8 protein-coding genes are annotated in these 14,219 nt (G+C 61.8%); 7 read left to right on the forward strand and 1 reads right to left on the reverse strand.

The features are described from left to right. Window positions 1-389: 389 nt before the first annotated feature. From FNZ07_RS08445 to FNZ07_RS08475, 7 genes are all read left to right on the forward strand, one after another. Window positions 390-3,341, forward strand: coding sequence for a GH92 family glycosyl hydrolase (locus FNZ07_RS08445; protein WP_245811594.1), 2,952 nt, complete (start codon window positions 390-392; stop codon window positions 3,339-3,341). A gap of 289 nt (window positions 3,342-3,630) precedes the next feature. Beyond that, the gene (locus FNZ07_RS08450) at window positions 3,631-6,291 is read left to right on the forward strand and encodes a GH92 family glycosyl hydrolase (RefSeq protein WP_091015465.1); all 2,661 of its coding nucleotides are present in this window, start codon (window positions 3,631-3,633) and stop codon (window positions 6,289-6,291) included. A gap of 201 nt (window positions 6,292-6,492) precedes the next feature. Then, the gene (gene aldA, locus FNZ07_RS08455) at window positions 6,493-7,917 is read left to right on the forward strand and encodes an aldehyde dehydrogenase (RefSeq protein WP_091015467.1); all 1,425 of its coding nucleotides are present in this window, start codon (window positions 6,493-6,495) and stop codon (window positions 7,915-7,917) included. Window positions 7,918-8,066: 149 nt separating this feature from the next. After that, the gene (locus FNZ07_RS08460) at window positions 8,067-9,377 is read left to right on the forward strand and encodes an MFS transporter (RefSeq protein WP_091015909.1); all 1,311 of its coding nucleotides are present in this window, start codon (window positions 8,067-8,069) and stop codon (window positions 9,375-9,377) included. Further along, entirely contained in the window at window positions 9,374-10,591 is a 1,218-nt protein-coding gene (locus tag FNZ07_RS08465) for a mandelate racemase/muconate lactonizing enzyme family protein (protein WP_091015469.1), read from the forward strand. The genes FNZ07_RS08460 and FNZ07_RS08465 overlap by 4 nt, the downstream gene beginning before the upstream one ends. A gap of 9 nt (window positions 10,592-10,600) precedes the next feature. Beyond that, window positions 10,601-12,262 (forward strand): GMC family oxidoreductase, encoded by a 1,662-nt coding sequence (locus FNZ07_RS08470; protein WP_091015471.1) that lies wholly within the window; start codon window positions 10,601-10,603, stop codon window positions 12,260-12,262. Between the two features lie 275 nt (window positions 12,263-12,537). Beyond that, the gene (locus FNZ07_RS08475) at window positions 12,538-13,479 is read left to right on the forward strand and encodes a TauD/TfdA dioxygenase family protein (RefSeq protein ID WP_091015474.1); all 942 of its coding nucleotides are present in this window, start codon (window positions 12,538-12,540) and stop codon (window positions 13,477-13,479) included. Window positions 13,480-13,488: 9 nt separating this feature from the next. Here FNZ07_RS08475 and FNZ07_RS08480 read toward each other — a convergent pair whose 3' ends face one another. Further along, complete coding sequence (locus FNZ07_RS08480; RefSeq protein ID WP_091015476.1) at window positions 13,489-14,073, reverse strand: IMPACT family protein; 585 nt, start codon at window positions 14,071-14,073, stop codon at window positions 13,489-13,491. Window positions 14,074-14,219 lie beyond the last annotated feature (146 nt).

Below are 14,219 nucleotides of genomic sequence, written 5' to 3' on the forward strand. Positions count from 1 at the left end.
CCTCGTATTTTACAATTCACCACTACGCCGTGCTCTCCGAATTGACAATTGCATGCGTCGATTTACGCATTGCGCATGTCATGCCACTGACATCGAGACGCCGGTTCTGGCCTGCTACAGCGCTGTAGTCTCCGACGCGCCCGCGCTTCGGCGAGCGCCGGCGACTGTGACAAAAAATTGCTGCGCCGCATTGCGTTGTTTACTGAATTGACTAAATTCGGTAATTCTGAATTGTTTAGCAAATTGAATAAACAAATCACGGTAAAAGAGTCGCCGTTGACACGGACGATTTAATCCGTCTAGACTCGCTTACGCCATCTTTCCGGCTGTCAGAAAAGATAATGTTTAGGATGTCTACTAAACAATAATCGCAAAGTAAGGAGACGATTGTGAAGAGATTCAGCGAGGTCATCTTCGTTCTGCTTGCAACAGGCATTCTGGCCGGATGCGGTGGCGACAGCCATCCCGGCAGCGGGCCGGTCGATGCAGCAGCGGTTGCGCGCCAGAACGCGAATTCGTCGGCGGGTGCCGGCGGCTCGGCAGGTGCGGCAGCGGCCGATAGTGCCGAGAATCTTGCGGCGTCCGGTTCCATGATGCGGGTGACGCAGTACGTCAATCCGCTGATCGGCACGCTGGCGAGCAATTCGCCGAACCCCGTGCCTGCGGGTCAGGCTGGCAGCGTAGTGCCCGCGGCGGGTTTGCCGTCCGGCATGGTTCAGTGGGCCCCCGATACGAATACGACACCGGCCCCTTCAAACAGCGCGGAGCCGGGCTCCCCGGCGGGCTACTACTACGACATCAACAGCATCCAGGGCTTTAGCCTGACGCACATGAGCGGCGCCGGATGTTCGGGCAACGACGGCGAATTCCCCGTCATGCCGACCACCGATGTCACGAAGCTGGTCCCGACCTTCCAGCACAGCAACGAGCACGCGCAGGCCGGTGCCTATTCGGTGCTGCTCGACAACCAGGTCAAGGTCGAGTTGACGGCGACCTTGCGCAGCGGGTTCGGACGCTTCACCTATCCGGCTTCGCAACCGTCGATCCTCGTGCTCAACGCCACGCGAACCAACACGCGCTCGCAGGTCTCGGGCAGCATCATCAAGGTCGCAAGCAATGCGATCTCCGGCAGCACGATCGGCGGCGGATTCTGCGGCAATTCCACCAGCGTGCCGGTCTACTTCTACGCGCAGTTCAGCAAGCCGTTCAACAGCACGTCGTCGTTCAGCAACGGCATCGCGACGATGAATTTCGATGCGGGATCGACGGTGCTGATGAAGGTCGGCATCTCCTACGTGAGCGTCGACAACGCGAAACGCAATCTGCTGAAGGAGAACCCGGGCTGGGACTTCGACGGCATCAAGGCACTCGCCGACCGGACCTGGAACGAGCGGCTGAATTCGATTCAGGTATCCGGCGGCACGCCCGATGCTATGACGAAGTTCTACACGGCGCTGTATCACGCGTCGTGGGCACCGAGCGTCTTTAGCGACGTCAACGGGCAATACATCGGCTTCGACAACGCCGTCCATACCGTGGCGCACGGACAGGCCGCGCAGTACACGAGTTTTTCGGGCTGGGACATCTATCGCTCGTTGATTCCTTTGAAAGCGATCCTGCATCCGAATGAAACCAGCGACATGGTTCAGTCGCTCGTGAACGACGCCGATCAGTGCGGCGCGATTCCGCACTGGGTCAACGACAACGTCGAGGACGGCGTGATGCCAGGCGACGCGGGCTCGTTGATGGTTGCCGGCGCGTACGCGTTCGGCGCGAGGAACTTCGATCAGAAGGGCGCGCTCGCCCACATGGTCAAGATGGTGAACATTCCGGGTACCGCGTGTCAGAACCCAGGCATGACCACGTATGGCGGACTGAACGATTTTCTCGGTGCCGGCCATCTGGTTCCCGGCGACGGCGTGTGGGCCGCGGGTTCGACGAATCTCGAGTACACGAGCAGCAATTTCGCGGTGTCGCAGTTTGCCGGCGCGCTCGGCAACACCACGATCCAGAAGATGGCGCTGAGCCATTCGGCGTACTGGCAGAACGTGCTGAACACGTCGCTGACGCCGCCGCTGCTTGCCGCTCGTAACGGCGACGGTAGCTGGGTGCCTGAAAGCCCGAATAGCACCGACAACTACGTCGAAGGCAACGCCGAGCAATACACGTGGATGGTGCCGTTCAATGCAGCGGGGCTGTTCTCGCAGCTTGGCGGAAACACGGCGGTGGTGTCGCGCCTGAATACGTTCTTCACGGTGCTCAACGCGGGGATGAGCCTGCCCAATTTCTACATGGGTAACGAGCCGACCTTCGAAGTACCGTGGATGTACAACTGGGCGGGTTCGCCGTCGGGCACGCAGAACGTCGTGCAGCAGATCATGAACACGGCGTTCAGCACGAAGCCGGATGGCCTGCCTGGCAACGACGACCTCGGCGCTGTGTCGGGCTGGTATGTCTGGGGCGCACTGGGCCTGTATCCGCAGATTCCGGCGGTGGGCGGTTTTGCGATCGGTAGTCCGCAATTCCCGTCGATCGTCGTGCATCTCGGCAACGGCAAGACGCTGCGGATCGCTGCGCGCGGCGCCCCCGATTCCAACTATGTGCAGAGCCTGACCGTGAACGGCGCTGCGCAGACCAGTAGCTGGTTGCCGCTCGCCGCGTTGGACCGCGGTGCGAAGATGGACTTCACGATGGGCACGTCAGCGTCCGACTGGGGCAGTGCTGCGTCCGATGCGCCGCCTTCGTTCGCCGTACCGGTCGCCCAGAACATGCTGGATGCGTTCAACAATCACGGTGCCGGTACCGACGGCAGTGCCAACACGGACGGCAACGGTGCGGACTTCGATGGCGGCTTGTACAGCTATTCGTCGAACGCGATGGCGGCGGCCGGATGGAACGCGAGCCAGCCGTTCGTCTTCGATGGCGCGACGTTCCCGACCTCGGGCATGGGTGGGCTGAACAACGCGGTCGCGCTCGGTCAGACGATCACGTTGAGCGGCGCGCAGTCGGGCGGCAATCTGGTCGTGCTGGGTTCGTCCAATAACGGACCGAGCAGCGGTCAGGCACGCGTCACGTATTCGGATGGCACATCCACGACCTTTACGCTCGCTTTCGACGACTGGACGCTGAACGGTGGCTCGGCCAGCGTCAGTACGGGCGCACAGACTGCGCTGACGATGTCGTACCGCAACCAGGGCAACGGTCAGAAGGACAACACGAAGACGTATCTGTTTGCGATCAAGGTACCGCTTGCCACAGGCAAGACGGTCGCGAGCGTGACGCTGCCGCGCACGGCCAGCACCGGCAAGCTGCATGTGTTCGGCATCGCAGTGGGGAGTTGAGCGGGGCAACACTTCGGACCCACCGGGCCGATTCCCGTCCGGCTACGCAAAGACATCAGCGGTGTGACCAGGGCATTCGCCTTGAATGCCTTCGGTCGTAAAGCCGCCACGAGAGCGGCAATCCACCGCATCGAAGAGTTCGACCACTTCCATCTCAGGAAGATCATCTGGACGAACAGCAACGCTGACTGCGTGGCGCGCTGTCGCGCGCTCACGTTTGTCAGTTCGGGGTAGCTAGGGGTAGTTAGCGCATCGCTCGATGCGTCCAATAAGAAGGGAGATGACACGCATGAAAAATCTACTAAGACTCGCCGCAGTCATGGCGAGCATGGCCACGCTCGCCGGTTGCGGCGGCGACATCGGTTCGACCCAGACTGCCGCGCATCCCGGCACGCCCACGAACAATCCGGTTGCGAGTGGAGCGGGCAGCGGTTCGGGGACGCCATCCGCTGGCACACCATCAGCCGGCACGCCAAGCGCACAGCCCGCGCCGGCCACGAACACACCTGCTGCCGTCACGCGCACCGACATCGCGGGCCTGACGAAATTCGTCAACGTATTTATCGGCACGAATACGCCGGACATGGGCCTCTATGGTTATCCCGGGAACCTCAATCCCGCGGCGGAAACCCCGTTCGGGATGGTGAGCTTCGGGCCGGACACACCGGGCAGCCAATCGCCGTATGGCGAAGGCTCCGGGGGCTATTTCTACGGGGATTCGAGTATCGACTTCTTTAGCCTCACGCATCTGCAGGGTCCCGGCTGCCGTGGCCAGGGTGCGGTGGCGATGATTCCCGGCGGCGGACCGCTGACGTTCTCGCACACCGACGAAAGCGCGCTGCCGGGCTACTACAAGGTGAAGACCGGCAACGGCATCGTCAACGAACTGACGGCGACGACGCGCACCGGCATGGCACGTCTGACGTTTCCAGCTTCGATGAGCCCGTCGCTCGTCGTCAACGCGCTGATCAGCAACGGCATGAAGAGCGGCGTATCGCCGAAGCTCGTCAATATCGCGGTCGATGCGCAAGCGGGCGTCGTATCGGGGCAGACGGTAGTCGGCGCGTTTTGCGGCGGCACCTGGTACAAGCCGGTGTACTTCTACATGCTCTTCGACACGGCGATCAATCCGAAGACGACGAAGGTCGCAAACGGTGTCGCTAACATCGGCTTCGCGCAGGGTGCAGCGGGCAGCCCGACGGTCGTTCAGTTGAAGGTCGGCATTTCGTCGGTCAGCGTAGCCAATGCAAAGTTGAACCTGACCACCGAGAACCCGAACTGGTCGTTCGACACCGTTCAGCAGAACCAGCAGGCCATCTGGAATCATCGGCTCAATACGGTGCAGCTCGATCTTGCCGCACCTGGCGCGATGGACAGCCTGAGCTCGGCGCAACTGCAAACCGCGAATAACTACGTCACGCAGTTCTACACCGCGCTGTATCACACGTTGACGGGGCCGACGGTCTATAGCGATGTGAACGGCGATTACCGCAGCATGCAGCAGGCGAATCTGTCGGCACCGGCCAACACGGCACCGTCCAGGCCAACGGCAAACGTGTCGCAGCACCCGGTGCCCGGCAATGCGGCCGCCTACAAGACGCATTACTCCGGCTTCTCGCTGTGGGACACGTACCGGTCGGAAACGCAGTTGCAGGCGTTGCTGTTCCCTTCGGAAGTGAGCGACATGATGCAGTCGCTCGTCGCCGATGCCAGCCAGTGCGGTGCGTTTCCGCATTGGGTGGACGGCAGCGACGACACCACGCCGATGGAAGGCGATCATGCGCCGAACGCAATTGCGGGCGCGTATGTGTTCGGCGCGCGTTCGTTCGATACGGCGACTGCGCGCAAGTACATGTTGCAATCGGCGTTCGGCAAGACACCGGGCGGGACATACACGGTTGGCGCCTGTAACGATAAATCGAGCGTGGTGCCGGCGGCCGGCAGTTTCTATCTGAAGAACGGCTACGTCGCGACCGATATCGTTCCGAACAATCACTCGGGATCGATGACGCTGGAGTTCATGACCACCGACGAGTCCATCGGCAACTTCCTCGCCGCGCTCGGCAAAACGCAGGACGCGAGCAATGTCACGGCGTTGCATAAGCGCGCAGGCAACTGGGCGAACATCTTCGACGCGAGTATTCCGGCGAGCCAGAACTATTTCGGCGGTGTGACGGCGGCGCTCGTGCCGAAGAATTCGAGCGGCCAGTGGGTGTTCAACGATCCGAACAACGGAGGCTTCCACGAATCGACGGAGCCGAATTATCTGTGGACGGTGCGGCACGACTACACAGCCTTGAATGCGAAGCTCGGCGGCAATGCGACTGCAATCGCGCAACTGAACGCATTGTTCGGGCTCGACGCGACCAACCCGTACGGCGGCGCGCTGCCGAGCGGGTCGACGCTGAACAGCGGGGAAGGTGGCAGCACGCTGTATATCGGCAACGAACCGTCGCTGCAAACGCCGTGGGCCTACAACTGGACCGGCACGCCGCAACTGGCGCAACGCGTCATTCCAATCGTCCTGAAGCAGACGTTCAATAACGATCCGGGCGGTCTGCCGGGCAACGACGACCTTGGTGCAACTTCGGGCTTTTATCTGTGGGCGTCGCTCGGGCTCTACCCGGTGATTCCGTCCGCGCCTGGATTGGCGATGTCGACGCCGCAGTTCAAGGGCATGACGGTATGGCTCGGCGACGGAACGAAGAAGCTGCGTATCGAAGCCGACGATGAAGCGTTGTTGAACAACAAGCCGTATATCAAGTCGGTGCAACTGAACGGCAAGACCTGGACGGGTTCGTGGCTGCCGCTCGCCGACATCGCAAACGGTGGCACGTTGACCTATACGCTGTCGGCTACACCGACAGACTGGGCAAGCGGTACCGCACTGCTGCCGCCGTCCGGCCCGGCGGCGGACTATACGCAGCCGCTCGCAACGCCGGCGCCGTAAAGCCGGGAGGACAGGGGCGTGCGTGGTACCTCATGCCACGTACGCCCCTCGACTAACATTCATTTTCCGCACGTTCCCCCGCGGATTAATCGCTTGTCCCGCCCGCCAGCCGCGTAGAACAATTTCGCTCATGCGCCGGTTGCATGTCTCCCATAGCCGCCGGTTATGCGCGTCGCCGCGCTACGCCCACAGGCAGGAACCATGCGACTCGAGCGGAACTTTGTGAATGGCCGGTTCATCGACCCGGCTACCGACGAACTCATCACCGTCTACAACCCGGCCACTGAAGCGGCCGTCGCGCAGGTGTCGGGTGCGTCCCGCGCCGAGGCCGTCGCCGCCGTCGACGCCGCGGCACGCGCACAGAAAGGCTGGCGCAAGCTGCCGTCTGCCGAGCGCGGTGCATGGCTACACAAGCTCGCCGATGCGCTGACCGAATGCGCGCCCGCGATCGGCGCAGCGCTGGCCGCAGAATCCGGCAAGAGTCTCGCCGATGCGACCAACGAGGCGATCTACGCCGGCCAGATCACCCGCTATCACGCCGAATGGGCGCGACGCATTGAAGGCGAAGTGATTCCCAGCGATACCCCCGACGAAAACCTGGTGCTGCATCGCGAGCCGATCGGCGTCGTCGCGGCCCTGATCCCGTTCAACTACCCGGTCTACACGCTGATGCGCAAGATCGCGCCGGCGTTGATCGCGGGGAACACGGTAGTGGTGCGTCCGAGCAACAACACGCCGACGTCCGCATTCGAAATCGCGAAGGCCGTGGCACGCGCAGAACTGCCGGCCGGCGTCGTCAACATACTCGCGATGAGCCATGCGACTGCGGAAGCGGTCTGCACGCATCCGGCAGTGGGAATGATCACGCTGACCGGCAGCGTCGCCGCGGGCCGCAAGGTACTCGACTACTGCAAGACGAATATCGCGAAGCCCTCGCTGGAACTCGGCGGCAAGACACCGGCAATCATCGAACCCGATGCGGACCTCGAGCGTGCCGCGCGCGAACTCGTCGCGTCGAAGACGACGCACTGCGGCCAGCTTTGCACGGCAATCGAGCGCGTGTATGTGCACGAGAGCGTGCACGACCGTTTCGTCGAACTGCTGAAAGCGCACATGCAGAACGTGCGCTTCGGCGATCGCAGCGAAGATCCGGCGTTGATGGGACCGCTCGTCAACGACGCGTCGCGCCGCGGGATTCACGCGATGGTCGAACGCGCGGTCGCAGCCGGTGCGAAGCTCGAGACGGGTGGTGTGCTGCCCGACGGCAAGGGCTTCTTCTATCCGCCGACGCTGTTGTCGAACTGCCGTCAGGACATGGAGATCGTCCAGGAAGAAACCTTCGGTCCGATCATGCCGGTGATCCGCTACAGCACGCTCGATGAAGCGCTCGCGTTCGCCAACGATCACCAGTTCGGTCTTTCGTCGGTGCTCTACACCGAGCATTACCGCTCGGCGATGAAAGTCGCCAACGATATCGAAGCCGGCGAACTGTATGTGAACCGCACGCCCGCCGATCCCTATCAAGGCTTTCACGCAGGCTGGAAACGCTCCGGTCTTGGTGGCGACGATGGCAAGCACGGCATGCTCGAATTCACGCAGACGCGTCTTGTGGTCATGAAGTATTGAAATTTTCACGGCGTCGCATTAGCGCGCCGTAACCATAACAACGATATCGGGGACGCCGCGTAACGGACGCCAGTTATGGTCGTTCGTGTCCTGCGTCTCTCAGGAGCGCTTCTGTGTCTGTACGACCTGTCGTTAAATCTGCCGCCGCGCTGCCGTTATCCGGCGACGCCGCTTCATCGCGCGAAACGCACGAAACGTGCGATACGCAAGCGCAGCGCTATCTGCAGCTCGCGCTACTGGTCATCGCCGCGGGCGCGATCTACCCGATCCTGTATCTGCGGCAGGTCTATCAGCCGACGATGCTCGAAGTGTTCCACATCACCGACAGCCAACTCGGCTATCTGTACTCGTCGCTGGGCACGATCTTTCTGCTGAGCTATCTGCCGAGCGGCTGGCTCGCCGATCGCATCGCGCCGCGTCTGCTGATCTGCTTTTCGCTGCTGGCAACGGGCGCGCTCGGACTCTGGTACGCAAGCGCGCCGGGTTTTGCCACGTTGATGGTGATCTTCTGCGGCTGGGGGCTGACGACGGGGCTCACGTTCTGGGCAGCCGTGATCAAGCGCGTGACGACGATCGCGGGCCACGACGAACAGGGCCGCTTCTTCGGCTTTCTCGACGGCGGCCGCGGGCTCGTCGAAGCGTTGCTCGCGACGATCGCGATCACGCTGTTCGCGTGGATGACGCAGACCCGAGGCGAACCGGTTGCGTACGGTTTCAAGCTGGTGGTCTACATGTACGCGTTTTTGTGCATTGGGCTCGGCATCGTGCTGGCGCTGGTGAAAGACAACTCGGACGCAAACCGCGCATCGAACGCGCAGACCACGGAGAAGCGTAACAACGTATTGACCGATCTGCTGACGCTCGCGCGCATTCCCGAGTTGTGGCTCGTCGCAGCGATCGTGTTCTGCGGCTATCAGGTGTTCTGGGCAACCTACAGTTTTTCCGCGTATCTGCATGAAGGCGGCATCGGTCTTTCGGTGGTGATGGCGGGCACGATCACGACACTCAAGCTGTGGATGCGACCGATTGGCGGCATCGGTGGCGGCTTTCTCGGTGACCGCTATTCGAAGATCACCGTGCTCGTCATTGCACTGTTTCTGGCGGGGCTGTCGCTCTGCGGATTGATCGTCGCACCGCACATCCAGAGCCACGTGATGCTCGTGTTCCTCGTGCTGTTCATCGGCGTGCTGACTTACGCAATTCGCGGTCTCTACTGGTCGCTGCTCGACCGCTGCAACGTGCCGGTGCAAACGATGGGCCTCGCCATCGGCCTGATCTCGGTGATCGGCTATTCGCCCGATGTGTTTCTACCGCTTATCAACGGTTATCTGACTCAAACGTTTCCCGGTGTGACTGGCTATCAGATGTACTTCGGCTATGTCGCCGCAGTCGCGATGCTCGGCGGCTGCGCGGGGCTCGTACTACGCAATATGCTCAACAGGAAGGAAGTTCGCTCATGAAAGTGATCTCGCTCGAAACTCATGTCGTCGCGGTGCCGCCGCCGCATCTGGGCGGTATGTACTGGATCTTCGTGAAGCTCAAGACCGATTGCGGGATCGAAGGCGTCGGTGAAATCTATTCGGCGACCTTCCACCCGAGCGCGATGACGCACATCATCGACGACGTATTCGCGCGCTATCTGCTCGATCGCGATCCGCATCACGTCGAACGGTTGTGGCGCGAGGCGTATTCGAGCGGCTTCACGCAGCGCCCCGATCTGACGATGATGGGTGTCGTGAGCGGCCTCGAGATGGCGTGCTGGGACATAATCGGCAAGGCTGCGAACAAGCCCGTGTATGAGTTGCTCGGCGGCATGGTCAACGAACGGCTGCGCTCGTACACCTACCTGTACCCGAAGAACAGCCGCGGCGAATACGACTACGACGATCCCGATCTTGCCGCCGAATGCGCAGCGGAAAACGTCCGCCGCGGTTTCACGGCGGTGAAGTTCGATCCGGCGGGTCCTTACACGGCGTATTCGGGGCATCAGTTGTCGCTCGAAGTGCTCGATCGGTGCGAACTCTTTTGCGGCAAGATCCGCGAGGCAGTGGGCAGCAAGGCGGACTTGCTGTTCGGCACGCATGGGCAGATGGCGCCTTCGTCGGCGATCCGGCTCGCCAAGCGGCTCGAAAAATACGACCCGCTGTGGTTCGAGGAACCAGTGCCGCCGGGCCAGGAAGCTGCAATGGCGCAGGTCGCGCAACACACGAGCATTCCAATTTCGGCCGGCGAACGGCTCACGACCAAGTACGAATTCCACAAGCTGCTCGAAGCAGGCGCGGCTTCGATCATTCAGCTAAACGTGGCGCGTGTGGGCGGCCTGCTCGAAGCGAAGAAGGTCGCGGCGCTCGCCGAGGTGTATTACGCGCAGGTCGCACCGCACCTGTACAACGGCCCGGTCGGCGCGGCGGCGAGTATCCAGCTTGCAACCTGCACACCGAATTTCCTGATTCAGGAAAGCATCGGTACGTGGGGCGGTTTTCACTCGGACATTCTGAAGACACCGATTCGCTGGGAAGACGGCTACATCATTCCGTCGAGCGAGCCGGGACTCGGTGTCGAATTGAACATGGACGTGGTGCGGCAGCACACGCCTTATACGGGCGAGCGTCTGCATCTGCAGATGGCCGCGAAGCCCGCCGATGTGAAGGACCTCGCGCCCGCCAAAGGCTAAGGACATACGATGGACTACGACTACATCATCGTCGGCGCGGGTTCGGCGGGTTGCATTCTGGCCGAGCGTCTGTCGGCATCGCGCGAGCATTCGGTGCTGCTACTCGAAGCGGGCGGCAAGGACAGTTCGTTCTGGTTTCGTGTGCCGGTTGGCTTCACGAAGACCTACTACAACGCCACCTACAACTGGATGTACTACAGCGAGCCCGAATCGGCGCTCGACAACCGTCCGATCTACTGCCCGCGTGGCAAGGTGCAGGGCGGTTCCGGCTCGATCAACGCGATGATCTTCGTGCGCGGCCAGCCGCACGACTTCGACGACTGGTCGGCGGCGGGCAACCCAGGGTGGTCATTTACCGACGTGCTGCCGTATTTCCGCAAGCTCGAATCGCATCCGCTCGGCAATACCGTGCATCACGGCGCGGACGGCCCGATTCGCATCTCGCCGATGAAGGACACCGTGCATCCGATCTGCCACGTGTTTCTCAAGGGCTGCGAGCAGGCAGGCTACGCACGTACTGACGACTTCAACGGCGCGCGCTTCGAAGGCGCCGGCATTTATGACGTAAACACGCGTAACGGGCAGCGTTCGTCGAGCAGTTTCGAGTATCTGCATCCGGCGTTGAGCCGGCCGAATCTCACCGTCGAGCGTGAAGTGCTGGCAAGCCAGGTGCTGTTCGACGATGCACGTCGCGCGACCGGTGTCGTCGTACAACAGAACGGCAGCATGCGCCGCTTCAACGCGCGCCGCGAGGTGATTCTCGCCGCCGGTGCAGTCGATACGCCGAAGCTGTTGCAACTGTCCGGCATCGGCGATCGCGCGCTGCTCGCACGTCACGGTGTTCCGCTCGTGCATGAGTTGCCGGCGGTTGGGCAGAATCTGCAGGACCATCTGTGCGTGAGCTTCTACTACCGAGCGAACGTGAAGACGCTAAACGATGAGATGCGCCCGTTGCTCGGCAAGCTGAAGCTCGGGCTGCAATATCTGTTCACGCGCAAAGGGCCACTGGCGATGAGCGTGAACCAGTCGGGCGGGTTCTTCCGCGGCAGCGAGCACGAGGCGCAACCGAACCTGCAGCTGTACTTCAATCCGCTGTCGTACCGGATTCCGAAGAGCAGCACCGCCAGCCTCGAACCGGAGCCGTATTCGGGGTTCCTGCTGGCGTTCAATCCATGCCGACCGACCAGCCGTGGTTCGATCGAGATTGCGTCGAATCGTGTGGAGGATGCAGCAAAGATCCGCATCAATGCGCTCTCGACGCAGAAGGATATCGACGAAGTGATTCAGGGGTGTCGTCTGGTGCGGCGGATCATGGCGACGCCGGCGTTGCAGGGCATCACGGTCGAAGAGATTTCACCGGGGCCGCAGGTCGACGACGATGCTGCGCTGCTGCAGTATTTCCGCGAGCAGTCGGGGTCGATCTATCACCTGTGCGGTTCGTGTGCGATGGGTTCCGATCCGGATACATCGGTTGTCGATTCGCGGCTGCGCGTGCATGGTGTGGCGGGGCTGCGCGTGGTCGATGCGTCGGTGTTTCCGAACATCACGTCGGGCAACATCAACGCGCCGACGATGATGGTCGCGGAGAAGGGCGCGGCGATGATACTTGAAGATGCGGTGGCGGAGTCGGAGCAAGCGCCGCGTGCGCAGGAACTGGCCACTGCGCATTGATGCATGAAACGCTGATCGAAAAGGCCGTGCGGAGTCAGTTCGTTCCGCACGGCCTTTTCGTTGCGATCTTGTCGTAGCGTGCTGTAATCGCGCCGTATTCGACGTTGGCGCAGCATGTTGAAATGCATTACCTCGCTCACGTCATAAGCACAGAAAAAACAAGTCTTTTACGGAGGCGGCGAACGCTGATTAGATCGTTCGATCGACAGCTACGCCACTTTTCCCCACGTCGCACGGCGTCGTGCTGTCTGTCCATCCCATCCTGGAGAGCCACCATGACGACGTTAAGCCTCGCTACATCGAACGCACTCGACATCCAACCGGTGACCGGCCGCATCGGCGCCGAAATTCGCGGCGTGCGGTTATCGAGCACGCTAGAACCCGCCGTGCTCGACGCGGTACGCGCGGCGCTGCTGCGTCACAAGGTGATTTTCTTTCGCGATCAGACACACTTGACGGACGCCGAACAGGAAGCCTTCGCCAAACGGCTCGGCGACCCGGTGTCGCATCCGACCGTGCCGGTGATCGACGGTACCGACTATCTGCTCGAACTCGATTCGCACCGCGGTGGTCGTGCGAACTCGTGGCATACCGACGTGACCTTTGTCGATGCCTATCCGCAGGCGTCGATCCTGCGCGGCGTGACGATTCCCGAGGTGGGCGGCGACACGGTGTGGGCGAACACCGCGACCGCTTATCTCGACCTGCCACCGCCGTTGCAGGCGCTGGCCGAACAGTTGTGGGCCGTGCACAGCAACGAATACGACTACGCGAACCATACGAGCGTCGGTAGCCGCGGGCGCGACGTCGAAGCGGCGAAGCGTTATCGCGAGCAGTTCGTGTCGACACGCTACGAAACCGAGCATCCGGCGGTGCGCGTGCATCCTGAGACCGGCGAGAAGACGCTGATACTCGGGCACTTCATCAAGCACTTCGTCGGTGTGACGCCGAGTGCATCGGCCCATCTGTTCGATCTGCTGCAAGGCTATGTGACGCGCCCGGAGAACGTCGTGCGCTGGCGCTGGCGGACCGGCGATGTCGCGATCTGGGACAACCGCGCGACCCAGCACTATGCCGTCAACGACTATGGCGATGCGCATCGTGTGGTGCGGCGCGTGACGATTGCCGGCGATGTGCCGGTGAGTGTCGATGGGCGGCGCAGTGTGACGCTAAGACGCGAACCGAATCCTGCTGTGACGGATACGAAGGCTGCGTAGCACGCACGCTTAATCCGGAAACACCGCGCGGCCTTGCGTAAGGTCGCGCAGCGTGTTGCGGGCACGCTCCAGCGCGGTGGCGGGTAGCTGGATCGTAAGACACACGTTCATCGTATGCGTGCCTTGCAGCAGCACGTATTGGTCCTGTTCGATCCAGCGGCGTACCCGCGCTTCGTCGGCGTAGCCAACTTCCACCTGTAACTGAACCTGAGCGATACGCTCGATCAGCACTGCGTCATGCAGCGCGCTCGCGATCGCATCGGTGTACGCGCGCACGAGCCCGCCCGCGCCGAGCTTGACGCCACCGTAGTAGCGGATCACCGCGCCGAGTACACCGTCGAGATCGTGATGCCGCAGCACCTCGAGAATCGGACGACCGGCTGTGCCGGATGGTTCGCCATCGTCGGACATGCCGGACTGACCGCCTGCGAGCAACGCCCAGCACACGTGCGTCGCGGCTGGATGCTCGCCGCGCAGACGACGCAGCTCGCCCATCGCAGCGTCGCGATCGGCGACGGGAATCGCGTGAGCGATAAAGCGGCTCTTGCGGATTTCGATTTCCCGTGTGCAGGGGGCGGCGATTGAGTGAGTCATGAGGCGGCGAGATAAAAATACATATTGATAAACGCGCATCGTAACAAACCCACAATATTTTCTTTACCCTCCTGCAAATAATCGTCGATTGTCCTTGCTACCGAAAGGACCGATATTCTCGGGCAGCCGAGTCCCGTCGACCAACC

Source organism: Paraburkholderia megapolitana (genome assembly GCF_007556815.1).
GTDB lineage: Bacteria > Pseudomonadota > Gammaproteobacteria > Burkholderiales > Burkholderiaceae > Paraburkholderia > Paraburkholderia megapolitana.

What these genes read in the sequence shown, in the direction of transcription:
- FNZ07_RS08480 (WP_091015476.1), bottom strand. Translation starts at nt 14,073, where the DNA reads ATGACTCACTCAATCGCCGCCCCCTGCACACGGGAAATCGAAATCCGC.
- FNZ07_RS08475 (WP_091015474.1), top strand. Translation starts at nt 12,538, where the DNA reads ATGACGACGTTAAGCCTCGCTACATCGAACGCACTCGACATCCAACCG.
- FNZ07_RS08465 (WP_091015469.1), top strand. Translation starts at nt 9,374, where the DNA reads ATGAAAGTGATCTCGCTCGAAACTCATGTCGTCGCGGTGCCGCCGCCG.
- FNZ07_RS08450 (WP_091015465.1), top strand. Translation starts at nt 3,631, where the DNA reads ATGAAAAATCTACTAAGACTCGCCGCAGTCATGGCGAGCATGGCCACG.
- FNZ07_RS08470 (WP_091015471.1), top strand. Translation starts at nt 10,601, where the DNA reads ATGGACTACGACTACATCATCGTCGGCGCGGGTTCGGCGGGTTGCATT.
- aldA (WP_091015467.1), top strand. Translation starts at nt 6,493, where the DNA reads ATGCGACTCGAGCGGAACTTTGTGAATGGCCGGTTCATCGACCCGGCT.